Annotated in this window: 21 protein-coding genes; 10 read left to right on the top strand and 11 right to left on the bottom strand. The window is 67.7% G+C overall.

All coding sequences use genetic code 11. The annotated features are described in order from the left end of the window. Positions 1-198 precede the first annotated feature (198 nt). The 3 genes from NA4_RS30690 (at position 199) to NA4_RS30680 (ending at position 3884) form a co-directional block, all read left to right on the top strand. Positions 199-732, top strand: a complete 534-nt coding sequence (locus NA4_RS30690) for a lipoprotein LpqH (protein WP_067477998.1) — start codon at positions 199-201, stop codon at positions 730-732. 98 nt (positions 733-830) lie between these two features. Continuing rightward, on the top strand, positions 831-1631 hold the full coding sequence (locus NA4_RS30685; protein WP_067477995.1) for a hypothetical protein: 801 nt from the start codon (positions 831-833) through the stop codon (positions 1629-1631). Positions 1632-1820: 189 nt separating this feature from the next. Beyond that, positions 1821-3884 (top strand): PhoX family protein, encoded by a 2064-nt coding sequence (locus NA4_RS30680; RefSeq protein WP_067477992.1) that lies wholly within the window; start codon positions 1821-1823, stop codon positions 3882-3884. Between the two features lie 125 nt (positions 3885-4009). On the opposite strand, the gene NA4_RS30675 is transcribed toward NA4_RS30680, so the two are convergent. Next, complete coding sequence (locus tag NA4_RS30675; protein ID WP_067477989.1) at positions 4010-4762, bottom strand: glycoside hydrolase family 25 protein; 753 nt, start codon at positions 4760-4762, stop codon at positions 4010-4012. 143 nt (positions 4763-4905) lie between these two features. On the opposite strand from NA4_RS30675, the gene NA4_RS30670 reads away from it, so the two are divergent. Continuing rightward, the gene (locus tag NA4_RS30670) at positions 4906-5283 is read left to right on the top strand and encodes a cupin domain-containing protein (protein WP_067477987.1); all 378 of its coding nucleotides are present in this window, start codon (positions 4906-4908) and stop codon (positions 5281-5283) included. Between the two features lie 175 nt (positions 5284-5458). Here the strand turns inward: NA4_RS30670 and NA4_RS30665 are convergent, their stop codons facing one another. Continuing rightward, positions 5459-5866 carry an SdpI family protein gene (locus NA4_RS30665; RefSeq protein WP_067477984.1) on the bottom strand — a complete coding sequence of 136 codons (408 nt, stop codon included), beginning with the start codon at positions 5864-5866 and terminating at the stop codon, positions 5459-5461. A gap of 162 nt (positions 5867-6028) precedes the next feature. Between NA4_RS30665 and leuS the strand changes: the two genes are divergently transcribed. Next, positions 6029-8875: a leucine--tRNA ligase gene (gene leuS / locus NA4_RS30660; protein WP_067477982.1), complete on the top strand. Its 2847-nt coding sequence runs from the start codon at positions 6029-6031 to the stop codon at positions 8873-8875. Between the two features lie 162 nt (positions 8876-9037). Here the strand turns inward: leuS and NA4_RS30655 are convergent, their stop codons facing one another. After that, positions 9038-9727 (bottom strand): SDR family oxidoreductase, encoded by a 690-nt coding sequence (locus NA4_RS30655; protein ID WP_067477980.1) that lies wholly within the window; start codon positions 9725-9727, stop codon positions 9038-9040. Between the two features lie 229 nt (positions 9728-9956). On the opposite strand from NA4_RS30655, the gene ggh reads away from it, so the two are divergent. Further along, the gene (gene ggh / locus NA4_RS30650; RefSeq protein ID WP_067477977.1) at positions 9957-11294 is read left to right on the top strand and encodes a glucosylglycerate hydrolase; all 1338 of its coding nucleotides are present in this window, start codon (positions 9957-9959) and stop codon (positions 11292-11294) included. Positions 11295-11361: 67 nt separating this feature from the next. On the opposite strand, the gene NA4_RS30645 is transcribed toward ggh, so the two are convergent. The 4 genes from NA4_RS30645 to NA4_RS30630 all read right to left on the bottom strand — a co-directional run bounded on the left by NA4_RS30645 (position 11362) and on the right by NA4_RS30630 (position 15988). Further along, the gene (locus NA4_RS30645) at positions 11362-12393 is read right to left on the bottom strand and encodes an aminotransferase class I/II-fold pyridoxal phosphate-dependent enzyme (protein WP_373862855.1); all 1032 of its coding nucleotides are present in this window, start codon (positions 12391-12393) and stop codon (positions 11362-11364) included. Between the two features lie 154 nt (positions 12394-12547). After that, positions 12548-13561 carry a 3-oxoacyl-ACP synthase III family protein gene (locus NA4_RS30640; protein WP_067478005.1) on the bottom strand — a complete coding sequence of 338 codons (1014 nt, stop codon included), beginning with the start codon at positions 13559-13561 and terminating at the stop codon, positions 12548-12550. Positions 13562-13601: 40 nt separating this feature from the next. Beyond that, on the bottom strand, positions 13602-14258 hold the full coding sequence (locus NA4_RS30635) for a DUF8713 domain-containing protein (RefSeq protein ID WP_157129394.1): 657 nt from the start codon (positions 14256-14258) through the stop codon (positions 13602-13604). A gap of 50 nt (positions 14259-14308) precedes the next feature. Next, positions 14309-15988, bottom strand: a complete 1680-nt coding sequence (locus tag NA4_RS30630) for a thiamine pyrophosphate-binding protein (protein ID WP_067477969.1) — start codon at positions 15986-15988, stop codon at positions 14309-14311. A 138-nt stretch (positions 15989-16126) separates the two neighbouring features. Here NA4_RS30630 and NA4_RS30625 point away from each other — a divergent pair, with 138 nt between their 5' ends. The 3 genes from NA4_RS30625 to NA4_RS30615 all read left to right on the top strand — a co-directional run bounded on the left by NA4_RS30625 (position 16127) and on the right by NA4_RS30615 (position 18531). After that, positions 16127-16657 (top strand): EXLDI protein, encoded by a 531-nt coding sequence (locus tag NA4_RS30625; RefSeq protein ID WP_067477967.1) that lies wholly within the window; start codon positions 16127-16129, stop codon positions 16655-16657. Between the two features lie 132 nt (positions 16658-16789). After that, entirely contained in the window at positions 16790-17764 is a 975-nt protein-coding gene (locus NA4_RS30620; RefSeq protein WP_067477964.1) for an ATP-binding cassette domain-containing protein, read from the top strand. Continuing rightward, positions 17761-18531: an ABC transporter permease gene (locus tag NA4_RS30615; RefSeq protein ID WP_067477960.1), complete on the top strand. Its 771-nt coding sequence runs from the start codon at positions 17761-17763 to the stop codon at positions 18529-18531. The genes NA4_RS30620 and NA4_RS30615 overlap by 4 nt, the downstream gene beginning before the upstream one ends. Positions 18532-18592: 61 nt before the next feature. Here NA4_RS30615 and NA4_RS30610 read toward each other — a convergent pair whose 3' ends face one another. The 3 genes from NA4_RS30610 to NA4_RS30600 all read right to left on the bottom strand — a co-directional run bounded on the left by NA4_RS30610 (position 18593) and on the right by NA4_RS30600 (position 20661). Next, entirely contained in the window at positions 18593-19360 is a 768-nt protein-coding gene (locus NA4_RS30610; RefSeq protein ID WP_067477958.1) for an anti-sigma factor family protein, read from the bottom strand. Further along, a complete protein-coding gene (locus tag NA4_RS30605; RefSeq protein WP_281180078.1) occupies positions 19357-19884 on the bottom strand; it encodes a sigma-70 family RNA polymerase sigma factor in 528 nt (175 codons plus the stop codon). Before NA4_RS30605 ends, NA4_RS30610 begins: the two co-directional genes overlap by 4 nt. A gap of 132 nt (positions 19885-20016) precedes the next feature. Continuing rightward, a complete protein-coding gene (locus NA4_RS30600; RefSeq protein ID WP_067477956.1) occupies positions 20017-20661 on the bottom strand; it encodes a YqgE/AlgH family protein in 645 nt (214 codons plus the stop codon). 136 nt (positions 20662-20797) lie between these two features. On the opposite strand from NA4_RS30600, the gene NA4_RS30595 reads away from it, so the two are divergent. Next, entirely contained in the window at positions 20798-21559 is a 762-nt protein-coding gene (locus tag NA4_RS30595) for a lysophospholipid acyltransferase family protein (protein WP_067477953.1), read from the top strand. Position 21560: 1 nt separating this feature from the next. On the opposite strand, the gene NA4_RS30590 is transcribed toward NA4_RS30595, so the two are convergent. After that, positions 21561-21872 carry a GNAT family N-acetyltransferase gene (locus NA4_RS30590; RefSeq protein WP_067477949.1) on the bottom strand — a complete coding sequence of 104 codons (312 nt, stop codon included), beginning with the start codon at positions 21870-21872 and terminating at the stop codon, positions 21561-21563. Between the last annotated feature and the right edge of the window lie 141 nt (positions 21873-22013).

Raw genomic sequence — 22013 nt, 5'->3', positions numbered from 1 at the left:
GGGCCGCGAACGGGCAATGCTCGGTCTCGCTGCGCTCGAAAATCGGGGCGTGCCGATGTGGTGCGTGAGGAGGCCATCGGCGCGAAACCTGGGATCGGTAGGGCGCGAACCGTTCCTAGCTTTTTCTCATCGGCTCCACACCGCGGGCCGAAAGAAACCAAGACCGGGCGCCGCGCCCACGAACCACAAGGACAGATCATGAACACCATCCGTTTCGCCTCCGCCGCTCTCGCCGCGTCCGCCGCCGTCGTGTTGCTCGTCACCGGATGCAGCGACGACGCGAGCAGCTCGCCCGTCGCGCCCGCGCCTTCCTCGGCCGAGCCGGGTCCGGGCGCTCCTGCCGGAAAGTCGATCGCGTCGGTCGAGGGCAAGGCGCTCGAAGCGAAGTTCATCACCACCTGCGCCAAGCAGGGCGGCACGCTGGCGCTCGCGCTGACCGACACCGACAACGCCGCCTACGGCAACCTCTCGGTGAGCGCGACGATCACCGACGCCGACACTGTGCAGGCGGTCGCGATCGCGGGCAGCAAGGGCGGCGACAACGGCCTGCCCTACGCGGTCGGCTTCGGCAACGGCATGCCCGGCGGCTCGGCCAAGGTGGTGAAGGACGGCAACACCTACAAGGTCACCGGCGAGGGTGTGGGCGCCCCCGACCTGACCAACCCGCTGGCGGGACCTAAGACGTCGAAGTTCGACATCACCTTCGCCTGCTCGTCCATCGTCGGCGCCTGATCGCCGCATGCCCCCGATCCGCACCCGTCATCCCGGTCTCCGCACCGGGATGACGGGTCGCGGCGAAGCCCGAAACAATTCATCCCAGAAGGAATGTCATGAGCAAGATCCGTCTCATCGCCCTCGCCCTCGGTGCCGCGGCGATCGGCTACTACGTCTATCACGCGGTGACCTACGTCCCCACAAGCGAATGGGAGCCCGCCGGGATGGGCTGGCTCGGCTTCGGGATGGCGCTGCCGATTCTCGCGTTCACGCTGGTGCCGCTGGTCTTCGCGTTCACGGGTGAAGGCATCGCCGCCGCGTTCACCGGCCGCAACAGCGCCGAGTTCCGCGACGGGCGCACCGGGCTGGGCACGGTCCAGTCGGTGCGCGAGACCGGGCTGACGGTCAACGACCAGCCGCAGGTCCGTATCGAGTTCAGCGTTGAGGGCGCGGACGGCAAGACCTTCGCCTCGTCGGCGAAGCTGATCGTGCCGCTCACCGAGCTGGCCCTGCTGCGTCCCGGCGTCGTGCTTCCGGTGCGCTACCTGCCCGATCGGACCGACAAGGTGGAGGTCGACCTGTCCGGGAACGCGTCCGCCGCGCAGCACGCGATCAACGAGTCGCTGATCCGCAAGGGCATCACCACCCGGCACAAGCTCGACATCGCCGAGCGCGGCATCGCCACCCAGGCGGTGGTGCAATCGCTGTCGGTCACCGGCACGATCCGCGACGGTTACTCCGAGGTCGAACTCGGTCTGGTGGTCACCCGGCCGGACGGATCGAACTTCGCCACCCGGGTGACGAAGTTCCTCGCCCCCGGCAATGTCGGACAGGTGCAGATGGGTCGTGTCGTGCAGGCGCACTATCTGCCCGAGAACGAGAGCGAGGTCGTCATCGCCCTTCCGGTCAACGTCTAGTGGGCTCCGCACCTATCCGCCAGTGGGAATGCCGCGTCGATTCCAGATATCGAATCGACGCGGCATTCGCTTTGCGCGATAGCCGGGCAATTTGAGGGTTACCTAATTGGGAGGCTGTTCACTTTGCCGTCTTTTCCGGATGGTCCAGATGGTCTACCGTGCGCCCGTCGGCCCAACCCAGGAGTCACCGTGAGTCTTCAGCCACTCGCCCTTTTCGTGAAGCACGACGGCCAGTCGTCACGCGCCGCCGTCACATGTGAGTACAAGTGCGCGAACGCGTGCTTCCACGAGGCGCCCAACACCTCCGCCGGTGCCTACTTCGGTGACATCGTCAGCTCCCTGAACCGGCGCGGCCTGATCAAGGGTGGCGCGGCCGCGGTGCTCGCGGTCGGCGCGGGCAGCGTGCTCGCGGCCTGCGGCGACGACGAACCGGCCCCGGCGGGATCCACGAAGCCCGCGGGGCCGCCCGGAACCGGCACCGACTTCACCGCCGTCGCGCCGAACAAGGAAGACGCCGTGGTGATCCCCGACGGCTACGAGCAGTCCGTGGTGATCCGCTGGGGTGACCCGCTGTTCCCGGACGCGCCCGCCTTCGACTTCGACAAGCAGACCGCCGCCGCGCAGACCAAGCAGTTCGGCTACAACAACGATTTCGCGGCCCTGCTGCCGATCGAGGGCCAGGCCAACGGCTATCTGCTCGTGGTCAACCACGAGTACACCACCGGCCCGCACATGTTCCGCGGCTACAACAAGGACGCGCCGACCGAAGAGCAGATCGCGATCACCATGGCCGCGCACGGCTTGACCGTGGTCGAGGTCAAGGGCGAATCGGGTTCGGGCAAGCTGGCTCCGGTCTTCGGCAAGTACAACCGCAGGATCACCGCGACCACCGAGTTCAAGCTGACCGGCCCCGCCGCGGGCAGCGATTTCGTGAAGACCTCGGCCGACCCGACCGGCAGCAAAGTCCTCGGTACCTTCGCCAACTGTGCCGGTGGGCTCACGCCTTGGGGCACAGTGCTTTCCGGCGAGGAGAACTTCAACGGCTACTTCGCGGGCGGCGACAAGGTGACCGACCCTGCCGCCACCGCGAGGCTGAAGCGCTACGGTCTCGTCGCGGGCAAGACCGCCAACCAGTGGGAGCGCGCGGACAAGCGCTTCGACCTGGCGCAGGAACCCAACGAGGCCAACCGGTTCGGGTACGTGGTCGAGATCGACCCGTGGGATCCGAACTCGACGCCGATCAAGCACAGCGCGATGGGGCGGCTCAAGCACGAGGGCGCCAACATCTACATCACGAAGAACGGCGACGTGGTCTCCTACACCGGCGACGACGAAAAGTTCGACTACATGTACAAATTCGTGTCCTCGCGCAAGATGCAGCCGGGCACCGGCGCGTCCAGCATGCGGCACAACCTGACCCTTTTGGACGCGGGCACGCTGTACGTCGCGAAGCTCACCGGCGACCACCCGGACAAGATCGACGGCACCGGCGCCAAGCCGTCGGAGAAGGGGTTCACCGGCACCGGCCAGTGGATTCCGCTGCTCGAAACCGGTGCCGACGGCAAGGGCAAGTCGCTGGTCGATGGCATGAGTGCCGAAGAGGTCGCGGTCTTCACCCGGCTGGCGGCCGACAAGGTCGGCGCCACCAAGATGGACCGCCCGGAGGACTTCGAGGCCAACCCCTACACCGGCAAGGTGTATGTCGCGCTGACCAACAACGACAATCGCGGCGCGGAAGGCAAGCAGGGCCCCGACGAGGCGAACCCGCGCAAACTCAACAAGAACGGCCAAGTGCTGGAGATCGACGACAACCACACCGGCACCACGTTCACCTGGTCGCTCCTGCTGGTCTGCGGTGACCCCGCGGCCGCGGACACCTACTTCGCCGGTTACGACAAGTCCAAGGTCAGCCCGATCTCCTGCCCGGACAACCTGGCCTTCGACCCGTACGGCAACCTGTGGATCTCCACCGACGGCAATGCCCTGAAGTCGAACGACGGCTTGTTCTCCGTGGTGCTCGACGGTCCGAACCGCGGCCAGACCAAACAGTTCCTCACCGTGCCGCGCGGCGCGGAGACCTGCGGCCCGGTGATCACGGAGTCACGGGTCATCGTCTGCGTCCAGCACCCCGGCGAGGCCGACGACGCGACACCGGAGAACCCCCTCTCGCACTGGCCCGACGGTGGCACGGCTCAGCCGCGTCCTTCGGTCGTGGCAGTGTGGAAGAAGAACGGCGGCCGAATCGGCGCCTGATACCTCAGCCGCGACCGGCCCCGTGCAGCCATGGCCATCTTTTCCCGCGGCTTTCCCCATAGGTGGAGCCGCTACTCGACTGGGCGGGTAGCGGCTCCACCTCCCGCACCCACCCTGAAATGCGGTCAGCCGCTTCCGGTGAGGCCACGTGTGTTCGCGAAGCGGGCGAGGTCGCCCTGGGCGCCACTGTAGACGTTGAGGTCGACGCGGCCCGCGATGCCGGGGATCGTGCCACGGTCGGTGGTCTGCCAGAACGTCCAAGTCGGCCAACCGCCGGGGACTTCGGGCTGGGGGTTGCCGCGATAGTCGGCGATCCACAGTGGGTATCCGGCGAACTCGCCGGTGTCGGCCATCGCCGTGCGCCAGAAGCTGGGATAGGTGTAGATGATCGGGACACGGCCGGTGAGTGCTTGCACGGTGCCCAGGTAGCGGCGAGTCCAGTCGATCAACGCTGGTGGCCTGAGCCCGCCGGAATCCTCGAGATCGAGCACCGGCGGCAGGTCGAGCGGGCCGTTCTGCCCGAGCGCCACCGCCGCGTACATCGCGGCCTGCGGTTCGGGCGGCAAGGCGGGCCGGGCGTAATGGTAGGTCCCGCGCGCCATCCCGGCGGCGCGCATTTGCAGGCTGTCGGCCAGGAAGTACGGGTTGACGTAGTGGATCCCTTCGGTGGCCTTGACCATGGCGAAGTCGTGCCCGGCGCGCTTGACGGCGAACCAGTCGATCATGCGTCCACCGGGGTGCTGCCAGGACGACACATCGGGGCCGGTGGGCGCGGCGACCGCTAGCGAAGTGATAGCTGAAATGATGCTGAGCGGCGCGATAAGAGACAGCACGACGTTGAGGCAACGGCTTTTTGGGCTAAACCATGCGATTTTCATGCCATTTGACGATAGCCACCTGTGCATGGTGTGACTAGAGTGATTTGTGGGATAGTTGCGAAAAGTTAACTGATGCCCGTGTGGAGCCTGATCTCGGCACCCCAGCCCACTGAGAAAGGCGCGGTGGGTGGTTCGATCGGCCGATGACGCTGCGCGAATATCAGCCGAACCCCGCCCCCGCGCAGGGGGCTGCCAGTCGCATACTGTTCCGGTTCCGGCTGGGGCGGCGGGCGTTCATTCTGCGCCAGACGCTCATCGAGCCGGGCGGCACCAGCGGGTGGCACTATCACGACGGCACGCTGTTCGTCCTGGTCGCCCGGGGCACACTGGACCATCCCGGAGCGGATTGCGCGCCGGTCACCTACCGCCGCCTGCGGGTCTTCCGGGAGCCGAGTGGACCGCGCTTCCCGCACGTGGCGCGCAATTCAGGGCCGGTGCCGGTACTGCTGTGCGTGCTCTATATCACTCCGGTGGACAGCCCGCTGTCGCGCAGCGTCGCGCCACCAGCATGTGCGGAATAGGTCGGCTCGACAGCTACCGTGCGGCTCTGCCGCGCCGGTGGAGTTCGCCGATTCAGTCGCCCGGCCGGCGGCTCACTCTTATGTCAGCGACGCACCCGCTGCAGGTGCGGAAGGTAAATCGGCCAGTTCGCGGCCTGCAGCACAGTGCATCCCGCTCGCCGCCCGGAGTATCCGGTCAGCTGGCGGGCTGGCAGGCGTCGCGCAGCGAGCACGCGCCGCAGGAGCTGCCGCAGCCACCGACCTCGGCGGGCGGGGCGAGCTCGTCGGCGGCCTGTGCGGCGGCGGTCGCGCCTGCACCGAGGGTGAACAGCGCGACGACGGCGGTACCGGCCGCGACGACGAGCGCCACGAAACCGCTGGCAGCCAGCGCGACGAGACCACCGGCGAACAGGAGCGCCCCGGCCGCGATCGACGTGGGCGCGGCGACACGATTGGCGACGCGGAACGTCTCGTCGCTCGACAGCGCGGCCTCGGTGTGCACCCCGAAGAAACGATTTCGGGGCAAACGGCCGGTCAGCCCGAGTGCGCCGGTTGCGATGGCCACCACAGCCAGCACGAACAGGACGAGAGCGACGACGAACACCCATGCAGGCTAGCGCATCGGTGCCGACCGGCCTGCGACGGGCCGTTCGCAGGCGACGCGGCCGGAAGTCCAGGCCAGCCCGATTTTCGGTCCTGCCGACCACACGTTCTACCCTGATAGGCGAAGTTCGACGGGGATCGGCGACCACAAGAAGGCAGGACCGTGCAGGACACACGTGCAACCGAAAGCGATGTACCAGAGCACCGGTACAACGCGGAGCTTGCCGGGCGTATCGAACGCCGATGGCAGCAGGCGTGGGACGAGCGCGGGACCTTTCATGCGCCGAATCCGGTCGGCCCGCTGGCCGGCGCGACCCCGGACGACAAGCTGTTCATCCAGGACATGTTCCCGTACCCGTCGGGCGCGGGCCTGCACGTCGGGCACCCGCTCGGTTACATCGCCACGGATGTCTTCGCGCGCTATCACCGGATGCACGGCCGCAACGTGCTGCATGCGCTGGGCTACGACGCGTTCGGCCTGCCCGCCGAGCAGTACGCGGTGCAGACCGGCGCACATCCCCGGGTGACCACCGAATCGAATATCGCGACCATGCAGCGGCAGCTGGACCGGCTCGGTCTCGGCCACGACCGGCGCCGCAGCTTCGCGACCACCGATCCGGAGTACTACCGCTGGACGCAGTGGATCTTCCTGCGGATCTACAACGCCTGGTACGACGTGGAGCTGAACCGGGCCCGCCCGATCGCCGAGCTGGAGGCGGAATTCGCCTCCGGCGCGCGGCTCGTGCCGGACGGCGGGTCCTGGAACACGATGTCGCCCGACGATCGCGGCGCGCTGCTGGATTCGTATCGGCTGGTGTACCAGACCGATTCGGTGGTCAACTGGTGCCCCGGCCTCGGCACCGTGCTGGCCAACGAGGAAGTCACCGCCGACGGCCGCAGCGAGCGTGGCAACTTCCCGGTGTTCCGCAAGCGGCTGCGGCAGTGGATGATGCGCATCACCGCCTATTCCGATCGACTGGTCGATGACCTGGACCGTTTGGAATGGCCGGAGAACGTGAAGACCATGCAGCGCAACTGGATCGGCCGATCCCGCGGCGCCCAGGTGAAGTTCGACGCCGACGGCGAACAGATCGAGGTCTTCACCACCCGCCCGGACACCCTGTTCGGCGCCACGTATGTGGTGCTGGCACCGGAACACGAGCTGGTCGACAAGCTCACCGCGGCCTCGTGGCCGGAGAGCACCGACCCCCGTTGGACCAATGACGGCGCCGCGACACCGGGCGACGCCGTCGCGGCCTACCGCAAGTCGATCGCGGCGAAGTCGGATCTGGAGCGCCAGGAGAACAAGGAGAAGACCGGCGTCTTCCTGGGCAACTACGCGATCAACCCGGCCAACGGCAAGGCCGTGCCGATCTTCATCGCCGACTACGTGCTGAGCAGCTACGGCACCGGCGCGATCATGGCGGTCCCCGGGCACGACCATCGCGACTGGGAGTTCGCCTCCGTTCTCGGGCTGCCGATCATCGAGGTGATCAGCGGCGGCGACCTGTCCACGGGCGCCCATGCGGGCGAAGGCGTGCTGGTGAACTCCGACTACCTCGACGGCATGCCCGTCGAGCAGGCCAAGGCGGCGATGATCGCCGAGCTGGAGGCCGACGGCCACGGCAAGGGCACCATCCAGTACAAGTTGCGCGACTGGCTGTTCGCCCGCCAACGCTACTGGGGCGAGCCGTTCCCGATCGTCTACGACGAGCAGGGCGCGCCACACGCGCTGCCGGATTCCATGCTGCCGGTGCGGCTTCCGGAGCTGGACGATTTCGCCCCGGTGACCTTCGACCCGGATGACGCGGACTCCGAACCGTCCCCACCGCTGGCCAAGGCGACCGACTGGGTAGAGGTCGAACTGGACCTGGGTGACGGGCCCAAGCGCTACCGTCGCGACACCAACGTCATGCCGCAGTGGGCGGGCAGTTCCTGGTACGAACTGCGCTACGCCGACCCGACGAACGCGGAGACGTTCTGCGCCAAGGAGAACGAGGCGTACTGGCTGGGCCCGCGTCCCGCCGAACACGGCGAGAACGACCCGGGCGGCGTCGACCTGTACGTCGGCGGCGTCGAGCACGCGGTGCTGCATCTGCTGTATGCCCGGTTCTGGCAGAAGGTGCTGTACGACCTGGGTGACGTGTCGGCGAGCGAACCGTACCGGCGCCTGTTCAACCAGGGCTACATCCAGGCGCACGCCTACACCGACGCGCGTGGCACCTACGTGCCCGCCGCCGAGGTCGTCGAGCGGGACGGCACGTTCTTCTGGACCGACGCCACCGGAACCGAGATCGAGGTGTTCCAGGAGTACGGCAAGATCGGGAAGTCGTTGAAGAACGCCATCTCTCCCGACGAGATGTGCGATCTGTACGGCGCAGACACCTTCCGTTTCTACGAGATGGCGATGGGTCCGCTGGACACCTCGCGGCCGTGGGCGACCAAGGACGTCGTGGGCGCGCACCGGTTCCTGCAACGGGTGTGGCGCTTGGTGGTGAACGAGGAGACCGGCGCGCTGCGGGTCACCGACGCCGCGCCGACCGACGAGACGCTGCGCCTGCTGCATAAGACGATCGCGGGTGTGGACGAGGATTTCGCCGCCCTGCGCGACAATACGGCGGGCGCCAAGCTGATCGAGCTGACCAACCACCTGACCAAGACCTACCCGGGCGGCGCGCCACGCTCGGTGGTGGAGCCGATGGTGCTGATGCTGGCTCCGCTCGCCCCGCACATCGCCGAAGAGCTGTGGGAACGGCTGGGTCACGCCGCATCCCTGGCCCACGGCCCCTTCCCGGTCGCCGATCCCGCGCTGCTGGTGGAGGAGTCGGTGGAGTACCCGATTCAGGTGAACGGCAAGGTGCGCAGCAGGATTCAGGTCGCGGCGGACGCCGACAACGCGACGATCGAGGCGGCCGCGCTGGCCGACGAGAAGATCACCGAGCTGCTCAATGGAGCGGCGCCGCGCAAGCTGATCGTGGTGCCGGGGCGTTTGGTGAACATCGTCGCCTGACTCGACCGGCGTAGGCGGTGCGGTAACAGCACGTCATCGGGCGTGACGAGTGCGCTGGAACCCGGCTGGACTGCACACCGTCCCGCCGCGCCGTGCGGCAGTGGTGGCGTCCGGCGCGTGCGCTGGCACAGACGCGGTGCGATCCGGCGCAGCGCCGGTCGATCAGGACGGCCGCAGCACGATCTCGGTGGGATGCGCGTCCCGCGGGGTGTCGATGGCGGCGCGCACCGCGTACGCCACCGTCTCCGGTGTGAGGAACTCCTCAGGCCGGTACTCGCGGCCCTCCCCGGCGATGATCTCGCGCTGCATGTCGGTATCGATGCGACCCGGATGAATCGACGTCACGCGCAGATCGGGTTCTTCCAGCCGCAGGGCGTCGCCGAACGCGCGCAGCCCGAACTTGCTCGCGGCGTACGAGGCCCAGCCCGCGTTCGCCCGCAGCCCGGCGCCCGAGTTGATCAGCACCACATGGCCGTTGGCCGCTCGCAGCGCGGGAAGCAGCAACCTGGTCAGCTCCGCTACGGCGATCAGATTGGCTTCCACAGTGTTTCGCCATTGCTCGACCGTGGAGCCCGCGACGGTACCCAGGTCGGCGATACCGGCGTTGTGCACCAGCACATTCAGCCGCTGGATCGGCGCGGCCGCCGCGGCGACCGCGGCGTAGTCGGTCAACTCGACCGGCCAGCCCGTTGCGCCGGGCAGCTCCGCCAGAATGCCGCGCAGCGCCTGGGCCGATCGGGCGCCGAGCAGCAGGTCATGTGTCGGTGCGAGCTCGCGGGCGATGGCGGCGCCGAGCCCGCGGCTGGCACCGGTGATCAACGCGGTCGGTTTCGAGGTCGCGGCCGAAGTCATGGGCCCCACCGTAACCGGCGGTGGAAGTAAGGCGTAAAAACCCGTAGCACTGGACGAAGGACTAGCGATCCAGGCATGCAGCGACCGACAATTCTCGAGCAGCGATCACGGGATGGGGCATTCGAGGTTGAGAACCGCCGAAGACGACCAGGCCAGCGGCCGGTGGGACGGAGTCGAAACGGACACCGCTGAGCGGGCATATCTACGGGTGACATCGCAGAATAGGGGGATGGCACACCCGGGTTTCAGCCCAACCCAGCTCGCGGCCCGCGCTGCCTACCTGCTGCGCGGGAACGACTTGGGCACGATGACCACCGCGGCGCCACGACTGTATCCGCACATGTGGAGCTGGGACGCGGCGTTCGTCGCGGTGGGGTTGGCTCCGCTCAGTGTGGAGCGGGCTGTGGTCGAGCTGGACACGCTGCTTTCCGCGCAGTGGAAGAACGGGATGATCCCGCACATTGTCTTCGCCAACGGCGTGGACGGCTATTTTCCCGGCCCGGCCCGCTGGGAGTGCCGCGAGCTGGCCGCCAACGCACCGGACGGCCCGGACACCTCCGGGATCACCCAGCCGCCGGTCCACGCCATCGCCGTGCAGCGGATTCTGGATCATTCCCGCAGGCACGGGCGGTCTACCAGGTCGGTGGCCGAGGAGTTCCTCAACCGGCGCTGGCCGGACCTGGTGCGCTGGCACCGCTGGTTGGCGCACGCCCGCGACCCGAAGGAGACCGGCCGGATCACGCTGTATCACGGCTGGGAATCCGGGATGGACAACTCGCCACGCTGGGACCGCGCCTACGAGAACGTGGTCCCCGGCGACCTGCCGCCCTACCGTCGCGAGGACGTGCTGGTGATCTCCGATCCGAGCCAGCGCCCGACCGACCGCGAGTACGACCGCTATCTATGGCTGGTCGAGCAGATGCGCCGGGCCGGCTACGACGACTACCAGCTCGCCTCGACCATGAGCTTCGCCGTCGAGGACGTGTTCGTCACCGGCATCTTCTCGCTGGCCTGCGAGGTCCTGGCGAATATCGGCGAGGAGTACAAGCAACCCAACGCCGACGTGCGCGACCTGCATGCGTGGGCCGACCGTTTTCGCGCGGGCGTCATCGCGACCGCCGACGCCCGCACCGGCGCCGCGCGCGATTTCGACGTGCGATTGCGGCGCTGGATCAACACCGAGACGCTGTCGATGTTCGCCCCCCTGCTGTGCGGCGGGCTGCCCCGCGACACCGAGCGCAGCCTGCTGCGGCTGTTCGAGGGACCACGCTTCTGCGGACACCCCGATCTGCGCTACGCGCTGCCGCCGTCGACCTCGCCGGTCTCCAAGGACTTCCGGTCCCGCGAGTACTGGCGCGGCCCCGTGTGGCCGGTGATGAGCTGGCTGTTCTCCTGGGTCTTCGCCAGGCGAGGCTGGGCCGAACGTTCGTTCATGCTGCGTGCCGAGGGCCTGCGTCAGGCCAGCGACGGCGCCTTCGCCGAGTATTACGAGCCGTTCACCGGCGAACCGCTCGGCAGCATGCAGCAGTCCTGGACTGCGGCGTCCGTCTTGGATTGGCTGGGATAGGCGGCCAGCACCACCTCGCCACATGACCGCAGCACCTTCCCTCGCTGCCGGTTGCGGTGTTTTGTGCCTACGGTGATGTCGAAGTCGAGGTAAGGGCTTGGAGAACGGCGCGGTCGGCGGCTGGGTCGCCGACGGCGATGCGGGCGCTGCCGTCGGAGTAGGACTTGGCGGCGATGCCCGCGCGGCGTAGGGCGGTGACGATGCCGGGGCCGGGGAGGTAGAGGAAGTTGGCGTGGCTTTGGGGGACCGTGAGGCCGCTGGTCAGGAGTGTGGCGCGGAGTGCGTCTCGCGCTTCGGTGATGCGGAGGATTCGGGCGGTGAGTTCGGGCTCGGCGGCATACGAGGCGGTGACTGCGGCCACGGCCGCCGCGCTCATTCCGAAGGGCAGTTGCAGTTTGCGAACTCGTGCGGTCAGCTCGCTTCCGCCGAAGGCATAACCGATGCGCAGCCCGGCAAGGCCGTAGGCCTTCGAAAAGGTGCGCAGCACGAGGAGATTGGAATATTTCGCGATCAGCGCGACCGGGTCCAGGAACTCCCCGGCGCCCAGGAATTCCACATATGCCTCGTCCAGAAGGACCGGCACTCCGGCGGGCACGCCGGACAGGAACGCTTTCAGTTCGTCGGCCGGGATCACCGTCCCGGTCGGGTTGTGTGGGCGGCACACCACGACCAGTGCGGTCCGCTTGTCGATGGCCCGTAGCATCGCCCGCAGATCCTGATTGCCCGCCTTGTCGAGCGGCACCGGCACGCCCGTTACGCCGGTCATCTCGCACATGATCGGGTATCCGTCGAAAGTGGGCGTGCCGTAGACGATTTCCGCTCCCGGCCGGACGAGCGACTGGATGATCTGCATCGCCACCCCGGTAGCGCCCGATCCGACCACCACCTGATCCGCCCGCACACCTACGTGCTCTGCGATCAGCGTGGGCAGTCGCCGCGGCAGGAATTCGGGGTACCGATTCGCCTGGGCGAGCGTCACGTGCACCGCCCGCAGCACCGAGGGCAGCGGTGGGAACGGATTCTCGCTCAGGCTCAGGTCGAATCGCGGCGGCATTCTCGAAGAAAGGTGCCGCCGCGATGGCCGTGTCTCGTCGGCCATGCGAACGGTCATCGCGGGCCTCCCCAACCGACGGGTGCGGTGCATACGAACGCCGACATCGGAACCAGCCATTCGCCGGACGGTCGGACCGCCCGGTCCAGCGGCGACCGTGCGGAGCGATGACGTCGAAAAGGTCCGTGGGCGATGCGCGCGCTCATCGCGCCGCGCCCCAGCGGATAGCGGCCGCGCCCGCGAAGTCGCCCGCGTGCGCGAACGCCGCCATCAGCACCAGCGATCCGTTGGCCAGCCGGCCCGCCCGGTTCTCCACATCCAGGGTCACCGGGATACCGGCGGCGAACAGATTGCCGCAGGAGTCGAAGGTGTCCGGATGCCGCTCCGGCGGGAGCTCCAATGCGTCGTGCCAGTTGCGCAGGAACAGACGGTTCGGCTGGTTGGTGACGAAGGTGTCGACCTCTTTCCCCTTCACGCCGATCCGATCGCACACCGCGAGCGCCACCTCGGGGACCAGGCGGTTGCCACGCGCGAACACCTTGGTGACCTTCGACTCGGTGAAGCTGACGCAACCCTGCCCCTCGCCCGGTTCCCAGTACTTGCGGTCGCCGTTGGTGGAAAAGTCCATGTCCCCGGCGAATTCGGGATAGGTGCGGCATTCGATGTCGAGAATCGGCGCGCTGTCGTCCTTGCGGAGCAGCCCTACCCCGCAGCCGTCGCCGGGCACCGGCGCCTGGGCCAGCTTGCGGATCTCGGTCTGGGTGAACACCGGCCCGGCGCAATTCTGTGTCACCGCGATCAGCGCGGTGCGGGCGGTGGTGGTCTGCAACACCATGCGAGCCATCGCCATCATGTGCACGAATGCCGCGCAACCGCCGTTGTGCACGTCGTAGACGAACGAGGGACGGATGCCGAGCCGCCGCGCCACTTCGGGACCGCAGCCGAGCACCGGGTTGTCCGGCAGCTGAGTATGGGTGATCAGCACGTCGACGTCCGCGATGGCGTCCTCGCCGTGACGCTCGATCAGCGGCGCCACCGCCCGCTCGACCATGTCCACCGCGGTCTCGTCGCGTGCCACATGGTGGCGGCCCTTGGGCGCGCGGAACATGACGTTCTTCGCCATCCGGTCCGAGCGCGCGAACTGGGTGAAGTATTCGGTGCCGACCGGCTCGCCGGGCAGATAGCTGGACACGTCGACGAGGCTGACCGGCGGCAGTCCCGAGGTGTCGTGGTGTAGAGGATTGCTCACGTGCGTCTCACTTCATCCAGTCGGGCTTGATGGGCAGGCCGTGCGCTGCCCGGTACTCGCAGATCGCCTTGAGGTTGTCCATCTCCAGCTGATGGCCGGCCGAGAACATCTCCCAGAAGTCGCCGACCCAGACCGGCCGCTTCGGCGGCGCGGTCTCGGGGTAGGGATTCTCGTCGTAGAACGGGTGCTTGCAGTTCACCCACAGCACGACCGAACCCGGCTTGTTGAACACCACTTGCGCGTCGACCACGCGCAGCAGGTAGATCATCCACAGGTGCTGTCCCTGATCCCACGCGCAGTGGTAGTCGACGGTCATCGCGTCGGGGTGCGCGACGGTGCGGGTGAAGATCTTGGTTTCGGAGCCGAGCCGGTCGTAGGCCAGCCACAGTCCGGGTTCCTCGGTCTCGACGAATCCGCGCAGGCTGTAGGTCCACTCCTCCAGCGACCTGGTATCGGCGAGGTACTCGTACACCTCGCGCGGCGGTGCGTCGATGTAGGCCTGCACCGGGCAGTAATCGCCGTAGATCTGATCGTGCGGGTACACCGATCGGAGCATGTCCATGATGATCGGAGTGGTCGCGTCCTTGTCGGAGTTCTCGATGCGCAGCACGCCTGGCGGGATGTCTTCGATGTCGCTGAGTGCGGGCAGGGAACTGGTCGTCACGGTGTACTCCTCTCGGCGTGCGCCAGCGGGAGCTGGGCGAGCCTTGTTCATCAGGGGTTCCTGGATTGCTCGATGGTGGTCAGGAAGGGCAGGAAGGGGGGAATCTCGTCGGGGTCGCATTCGATCGAAAGGAACGACGGCCCTTCGGTTTCCAGGCAGTACCGCAGCGCGCGGTCGAGTTCGCCGACGGTGTGCGCCGAGAACGCGGGCAGCTCGGGGAACATGGCCGCGACGCCAGCGCCGAGGTATGCGGGACGGAATCGGTTGAAGCTGTATCGATCCTGGTAGTACAGCTGCTCCCTGGTCACACACATGGCGTGCGCGTTGTTGTTCAGCACGATGAAAGTGACCGGAAGGGCATGCTCGACCGCGGTATGCAGTTCCAAGCCGTGCATGAAGAACGCGCCGTCACCCGCGATGACCACCGTGCGCCGCGTGCCATCCGCGGTGGCGTGCCGCGCGAACGCGGAGCCGATCCCCGCGCCGAACGCGTAGCCCATCCCGCCCATGCCGAGCGCGACGACGAACCGCCCGCCGCGCGGGACCCGGAGATGGTGCACCACCGCGGCGCCGGTGTTGCCCGCATCCGCGAACACGTCGGTGCCCTCCGGCAGTGCGGCCTCGATCGTCTCCACCAGATCCCGATAGCGCAGGCCGGGGCCGGACGAGTCGGGCACACGCAGCGGCGTCGGCGGTTGAGCCGCGCCGGCGCGTTCGGATTCGACCGCGCCGCCGGAGAGTTCGGCAGTCAGCTCGGCGAGGGTGCGCGACAGATCGGTGCTGGTCGCGTGGATGGCAGGGAGGTACGGCGGGGTGACGCCGATGCTGGCCACCGTGCATTCGGCGAGCAAGGGCTCGAGGCCGGCGCGGGTGGTGACCGGCATCCGGGTGCCGACCAGCAGGCACAGGGCCGAGGACCGGATGGCCGCGGCCAGCTCCGGATGACCCATGGTGCCCGCTACGCCGCAGAACGCCGGGTCGGCATTGTCGTAGGTGTCTTTCGCGTCCGGCGCGACGCCGACGGCGGCGTCCAGCGCGGTGGCCAGGCGAGCCAGCTCGTCGCGCGCGTCGTCGCGGGCGACCTGGTCACCGGCGATGATCACGATCTTGCCGGTGCGCCGGGCCCGGGCGAGCGCGTCGCGCACGCGGGCTGCCGCGCCCCGGTCGGATCGATGCGTCCTTGGGGACAAGTCGAACGGCGCGGCGTCGCCCAGGTCGGCCTGCTGCACGTCTTTGGGCAGCAGCAGTACCGCGGGCCCGCCGCGCCGGGCGGCGCCGACCGCCCTGGCCATCTGACCGGGCAGGTCGGCGCCGGTCTCCACGCGCGCGCAATAGGTGCTGACCGCGCCGAACAGGCGGACGGCGTCGATGGCGCCCGCCCGCCCGCTGGTGTCCTGGAAGGCGCCGTTGCCTTCCAGGGACGTCGGTGGCTGCCCGACCAACGCGAGCACCGGAACCCGGGACGCGAACGATTCGGCAAGTCCGGCAACGAGATTCATCGCACCGCCGCCGGAGGTCGCTGCGACGACGCCGAATCCGCCGGTGCTGCGGGCGTAGCCGTCGGCCATGGTGGCCGCGGCGAACTCGTGTTTGGCGATCACGCCGGTGACGTCATCCGATGCGTCGAAGATCGCGTCGTACAAGTCCTCGATGTTGGCGCCGTCCACACCGAAGATGTGTTTCACGCCCAGCGCCGAAACCGCTTGCACCAAGTAGTCCACGACCCGCATCGGCACTCCCTTCCGCTGACGAACGTTCGACTGCGTACACGAGTGATACGGGCTGGGCCGCCGGATGGTTCAACGGCGGATCAAGAGATGCGATTACGGATCCTTGCGTGTACGTATACATCTACGTATAGTGAGTTCATGCCCAACAAGACGATCTACGTTGCCGATGACGACCTCCCGCTCTTTCAGCGCGCGCAGGAGCTGGTCGGCGGCAACCTCTCGGGGGCGGTGGTCACGGCGCTGCGCCGGTTCATCGAACTCGAGGAGGGTCGACTGGAAGGCTTCGACGAGATTGTGCTCAAAGTCGGTCGCGACGGCGTGCGACAGGTTCGCTTCTCCGGCACCCTCCTCGGCGAGTGGCACGACGTCAACGATACGCGGATCGAGCACGTCAAGGTGTATCGCAGCCGCAAGGGCAAATACGTGATGCACGCCCAGTATTCGAACTGGGACGACTACCCGGCCGACGCCGGTGCGAAGTGGCTGAAGGACTGGAGGGACCCGAAGAGCTGGCGTCGCCTGCTCGGCGTCGGGCAGCAGGATTGGGGTGAGTTCATCTTCGTCGTGGTGGATTCGCTCGCCGAGCTGAAAGGGCACATTCCCGACAAGTTCTATCAGCGGGTGGTCGACCTGGCCGAGGGGCCGAAGATCGAGGATCTGGACATTTAGTAGGTGCGCCTAGGGCGCACCGGCGCGACAAGCGAATAACCCACCCGGCAATCGCCGCACCCGACTCCGGGGGCGGTGCGGGTGAAACATGCCCACATTCGCATGAAGGCATATATTTCGAAAGGAAGAATCATGGTGAACGGCCATCGCCCACCCGCAGTCTGGGCGCGGGGATTGCGGAAAACGTTCGGCGAGCAGGTGGTGCTCGGCGGCATCGATCTCACCGTCGCGGAGGGCACGATCTTCTCGCTGCTCGGCCCGAACGGCGCGGGCAAGACCACCACCGTGCAGATCCTCACCACGCTCATCAACGCCGACGGGGGTGAAATCCGGGTCGGCGGGCACGATCTGGCCGCCGAGCGCAAGCAGGTGCGGGCGCAAATCGGGGTGACCGGCCAGTTCTCCGCGGTCGACGAGCTGCTCACCGGCCGGGAGAACCTGCTGCTGATGGGCGATCTGCACCATCTGCCGCGCCGCGAGAACCGCAGGCTGGCCGCGGATCTGCTGGAGCGCTTCGACTTGGTGGACGCGGCCGACAAGGTCGCGTCGACCTACTCCGGCGGCATGACCAGGCGCCTGGATCTGGCCATGACCCTGGTCGGCGATCCGCGCATCATCTTCCTGGACGAGCCGACCACCGGGCTCGACCCGCGCAGCAGGCGGTCGATGTGGGACATCATTCGCGGACTGGTCGACGACTACAGCGTCACGGTCTTCCTCACCACCCAGTATCTGGAGGAGGCCGACGTGCTCGCCGACCGCATCGCGGTGCTAGACCGGGGCAAGATCGTTGCTGAAGGCACGGCCGCCGAACTGAAGCGGCTGGTGCCGGGCGGGCACATCCGCTTGTCGTTCGCCGACCGGTCCGCTCTGCTCGCCGCCGCCGAGACGCTCGGCGCCGCCGCACCGACGCCGGACGACGACGAGGAGAACCTCACCCTCGCGGTACCGAGCGACGGCGGCGTGAAATCGCTGCGGTCGGTGCTCGATCGGCTCGACTACGAACAGATCGAGGTCGAGGGGCTCTCGGTGCACACCCCCAACCTCGACGACGTATTCCTCACCCTCACCGGCCACCCCACCACCGAAAAGGAACCCGTGCAATGAGTGCTATGTCCTACGCGCTCGCCGATTCGGCGACCATGTTGCGGCGCAACCTCGTGCGCGCCAAGCGCTATCCGAGCATGACCTTCGGTGTCATCGTGATGCCGACCATCCTGCTGCTGGTGTTCAACTTCGTCTTCGGCGGCGCGCTGGAGAAGTCCTCCGGCGGAAACTACATCGACTACCTCGCACCCGGCATGCTGCTGATGATTCCGGCGTACATGACGGTCTCGGTCGCGGTGTCGGTCGCTACGGACAGCACCAAGGGCATCGTGAACCGGTTCCGCACGATGGACATCGCGCAATCGGCAATGCTCACCGGCCACGTGGTCGGCGCGCTGATCCAGGCGCTGGCCGGCATCGCCGCGATGGTCGCGATCGCGCTGCTGATCGGGTTCCGCCCGAACGCGAACCTGCCCGAATGGATCGCCGCGTTCGCGCTGCTCGCGATGATCATGTTCGCGCTCACCTGGTTGTCGGTGGCGCTGGGCCTGCTCGCGCCGAATCCGGAGAGCGCGAGCAACACGCCCTTCCCGCTGGTGATGCTGCCATTCCTCGGCAGCGGGCTGGTTGCCACCGACACCATGCCCGCCGGGCTGCGCCAGTTCGCCGAATACCAGCCGTTCACGCCGTTCACCGAGACCCTGCGCGGCCTGCTGATGGGCACCGAGATCGGCAACAACGGCATCATCGCGATCGGCTGGTGCGTGGGCCTCACCGTGGTGGGGTACCTGTGGTCGTCCTCGATCTTCCGGCGTCAGACGCGCTGACCGGGGTTGCCGCACGACGATCCCCCGCCGGCCATGGCCCGGCGGGGGATCGTTCGATCGATCAGACCGTGCCGGCCAGCAACACCCGGCCGGTGGTCGCGGCGCGGATCTCGACCGAGCGGACCTGATCAGGCGGGCCGTCGATGGTCCGATCGATGGTCAGTTCGGTGCCGGGGCCCGCGGGCCACTGGTCGAGTCTCTGCTGCTGTCCATTCGTGCGGGTGACGTACAGGGCCAGATCCCAGTTGTAGCGCTGCTGCTCACCCGGCGGGTAGCTGCAGGTCATCACGAGCCGGGTCTGATCGCCTTCCGCGAAGAGCTTGAAGTTCGCCGAGACCGGCGTCGCCTCCAGCGGATCCATCGGGCGTTCGACGAAAGCCTGCGCGGTGGTGTCCGGTGTGCCCGATTGATCCGGCTCCGACATCGTGACAGCTATCGGCACCGCGATCGCCACTGCGGCCGCGGCCGCTGCCACCGCCACGCCGACTGTGGTCCACCGGCTGCGCCGGTTGCGCCGTTCGGCGGCGTCGGCGAGCCGCGTCGGTGGCGTCGGCGCGGTCGGCAGTTGCGACATCGGCGGTAGTTGCGGCATCGGCGGCGGTGGCGGCATCGACGCGACAGTCTCGGCGGGCAGCTCGATCATGGCGAGCGCGATCTCGGTCTCGACCAAGGCGAGCATGCCCGGCAGACCCGCCAGCTCGGCCACCGCGGCCCGGCATTCGGTGCAGCCGGCGAGGTGGCGTTCGTACTCGAGGCGCTCAGCACGAGTGAGGGAGCCGAGCACATACGGTCCGTCCCACGTGGTGTAGTCGTCCGTGATATCCGTCATTGATTCGTCACCCCCATCTCCTGTAGTGCCAGTCGCAATGCGCGCATGCCGTAGTGCATCCGGGATTTCACCGTGCCCGGCGGGACCTCGAGTTCCTCGGCGATCTGGTGGGTGGACAGTCCTCGGTAGTAGGCCCGCACGATCACCTCGCGATGGTCGGCGCTGAGCTTGCCGAGGGCGTCCGCGACCAGCCACCCGTCCAGTGCCCGGTCGGACTGGTCCGGGGCGGCTCTTTCGGGCGGGTTGTCGGTGCGGAACTCGCGCTTGCTGCGGGCGCTGCGATGCTCATCCACGGCGAGATTCCGCGCCACGGTGAACAACCACGCACGCGCCGACGTGGTGGATTGATCCAGCACGTTCGGGCGTTGCCATGCCCGCAGCAAAGTTTCCTGCACGATGTCCTCTGCTCGCCCTGGATCCCGGACCAGGCCGAGCGTGTACCGCCACAGCGGGGTGGCGTGTTCGCGATAGAGAGCCCGCATCAATTCGGACTGATCGTCGGGCCGATCCGTTTCGTTGCCCACAACTAGATCCCTCTCCGCTTGTGGTGCGGGGCCGGTTTGTGGGCGTACCCGAGGAGTCACCCATGTTCTCGCCAGATCAGTTGTCGTGTCTCATACCGTGTCTCCTTCGATCCTTTCGAGGAGTACACGTTCTCAGTTGCGTTCGAGTTCAATCGGGTGTGTCGCCAGGAGGGACAGCGGCAGTGGCTGGCGGCGCAGCACGTGCGCCCACAGGTCCGGGCGGCCCGTGCTGATCGGGTCGGACGGCAATGCCGACAGCACGATCCAGTCGTTGTTCTCCAGCTCGCCTTCCAATTGGCCGAAGGTCCAGCCCGCGTAGCCCGCGAAGATGCGGATTCCCTCGACGAGCGGGCCGACGCGTTCGGGATCGGCGTCCAGGTCGACCAACACGACGCGCCCGTCGATGCGACGCAGCCCCGGTACGCCATCGATCTGCGCGCCCACCCGGACGGTTCCGAGGCACAGCGCGGCGTCCCGTTTCACCGGGCCGCCGATGAACAGCGTGCGCGGCGCCGCGACCGTGTCCGTCCAGTGGGGTAGCACATCGTGCACCGCCGTATCGCTCGGACGGTTGAGCACGACCCCGAGACTGCCCGCGTCGTTGTGCTCGATGATGTAGACGACTGTGCGCCGGAAGGTGGGTTCGACCAACTCGGTGGCCGACACCAGCAGTGTCCCGGCACGTACCGCCTGCTCGCCGGGCCGGAAATCGCGCCGCCTGCGGTCGCCGTGTCCGCCGCGAGTCTTCCGATCGTCCGGGTCTTCTGCGCGTGCCACTCCGACATCATCTCAGCTGTTCGCCCACAATGCGCCTTCTGCGGCCCACTTCTGTCTTCCGGATTTGCCGGGCGGGTGGGGCCGGCGGTGGGACGCCGCGTTGCGGTGCTGCCGCGACACCGTAGAGTCCAAGGTCATGGAACCGCCCGAGGTGCGCCTCGAGAACAGCGACACCGTGTACGACTTCTACCGTGATCATCGCCAGAACCGGGTGAAAGCGTGGGGGGCGTACGCCATTCTCGGCCGCCGCTACCATCCGAGGGTCAGTTACGCCGAAGGGGCACGTGAATCGCTCCGCGCGGTGGTCGAACAGGGTCGGCCGCTACTGATCGCGATCAACCACCTATCCGAAAACGATCCCTACACCGTCGCCGCGGCGGCCTGGCGCAGCGGGCTGCGGCGGGTGATCGGGCGGGTGCGCGTGCTGGCCAAGGACGAGCTGTTCGCCGACCCCGACCAGCGGCGCAAGATCGACATGATGGGCGGCATCCCGGTGTTCCGCGGCAAGGATCACGGCATCCGCGCGGTGAACGCGGCCGGTCAGCGCATGATGGACGTCTGCGCGGAGCGGATGGTTCGCGGCGACGGCGTCGCGGTGTTCCCAGAGGGAACCTGCAACGACGTCGACCCGACCCAGGTGCAGGCGGTGGGCAGCGGCATCGGCCACATCGCGTTCCGCGCGATGAAACTCGGCGCGGAGCCCGTGCTGCTGTCCATGGGGCTGAGCTACGGCCCGCGCCAGGACCCGGCGGTGCAGCCGACGAAGGAGGAGGCCAAGGCGGCCAGCTTCTACTTCGGCGTCCCGGTGCTCGACCTGCCCGCCCGGCCCGGTGACATCGCCCGATTGGTGCGCAAGGACCTACAAGCGGCGCTCGACGGCGCCGTGGCGGCGTACTGAGTCACTGCGGCAGGTTCAGCCGGTCGCGCGCCCAGTGCGGCACCATCGCGAGGTATTCCGGGCGGGTCTCGATGAAGTGGTGGACCGTGCGGCACATGGGCAGCGCGCCGAGCTTGTCGTCGCGGGTGCTGTTCAGTGCGGTCTCGACCAAGAGTCGCGCGTAGCCCTGGCCCTCGTACCGCGGATAGATCTCGGTGTGCACGAACGCGCGTTCGGAGGCCGTGTCCTGGTATTCGGCGTAGCCGGCGATCGCACCGTCGACGTAGATCTCGAAACGTTCCAGTGCGGTGTTGTTGCTGACCTCGGTCGACATGGCTCGACGCTACTCCGTGCACCGCAATCGGGGTAAACCACATGCTCGACCGGGCGAAATCCCGCTACCGACTTGTCTGTCCCTGCGGGGGCTGCGCAGAATGCTCTTGGTCGGTGCCGGTTCACGCGTGAGCGAGCGTCA

The sequence above is a fragment of the Nocardia amamiensis NBRC 102102 genome (genome assembly GCF_001612745.1).
GTDB lineage: Bacteria > Actinomycetota > Actinomycetes > Mycobacteriales > Mycobacteriaceae > Nocardia > Nocardia amamiensis.
Note: the sequence above shows the minus strand (reverse complement) of the source record. Positions and strands in the feature narration are given on the sequence as shown.

Coding starts and splice junctions, on each gene's coding strand:
- NA4_RS30595 (WP_067477953.1), top strand. CDS start 20,798: ATGGAACCGCCCGAGGTGCGCCTCGAGAACAGCGACACCGTGTACGAC.
- NA4_RS30675 (WP_067477989.1), bottom strand. CDS start 4,762: ATGAAAATCGCATGGTTTAGCCCAAAAAGCCGTTGCCTCAACGTCGTG.
- NA4_RS30670 (WP_067477987.1), top strand. CDS start 4,906: ATGACGCTGCGCGAATATCAGCCGAACCCCGCCCCCGCGCAGGGGGCT.
- NA4_RS30620 (WP_067477964.1), top strand. CDS start 16,790: ATGGTGAACGGCCATCGCCCACCCGCAGTCTGGGCGCGGGGATTGCGG.
- NA4_RS30615 (WP_067477960.1), top strand. CDS start 17,761: ATGAGTGCTATGTCCTACGCGCTCGCCGATTCGGCGACCATGTTGCGG.
- NA4_RS30645 (WP_373862855.1), bottom strand. CDS start 12,393: ATGGCCGACGAGACACGGCCATCGCGGCGGCACCTTTCTTCGAGAATG.
- ggh (WP_067477977.1), top strand. CDS start 9,957: ATGGCACACCCGGGTTTCAGCCCAACCCAGCTCGCGGCCCGCGCTGCC.
- NA4_RS30685 (WP_067477995.1), top strand. CDS start 831: ATGAGCAAGATCCGTCTCATCGCCCTCGCCCTCGGTGCCGCGGCGATC.
- NA4_RS30690 (WP_067477998.1), top strand. CDS start 199: ATGAACACCATCCGTTTCGCCTCCGCCGCTCTCGCCGCGTCCGCCGCC.
- NA4_RS30630 (WP_067477969.1), bottom strand. CDS start 15,988: ATGCGGGTCGTGGACTACTTGGTGCAAGCGGTTTCGGCGCTGGGCGTG.
- NA4_RS30590 (WP_067477949.1), bottom strand. CDS start 21,872: ATGTCGACCGAGGTCAGCAACAACACCGCACTGGAACGTTTCGAGATC.
- NA4_RS30655 (WP_067477980.1), bottom strand. CDS start 9,727: ATGACTTCGGCCGCGACCTCGAAACCGACCGCGTTGATCACCGGTGCC.
- NA4_RS30610 (WP_067477958.1), bottom strand. CDS start 19,360: ATGACGGATATCACGGACGACTACACCACGTGGGACGGACCGTATGTG.
- NA4_RS30625 (WP_067477967.1), top strand. CDS start 16,127: ATGCCCAACAAGACGATCTACGTTGCCGATGACGACCTCCCGCTCTTT.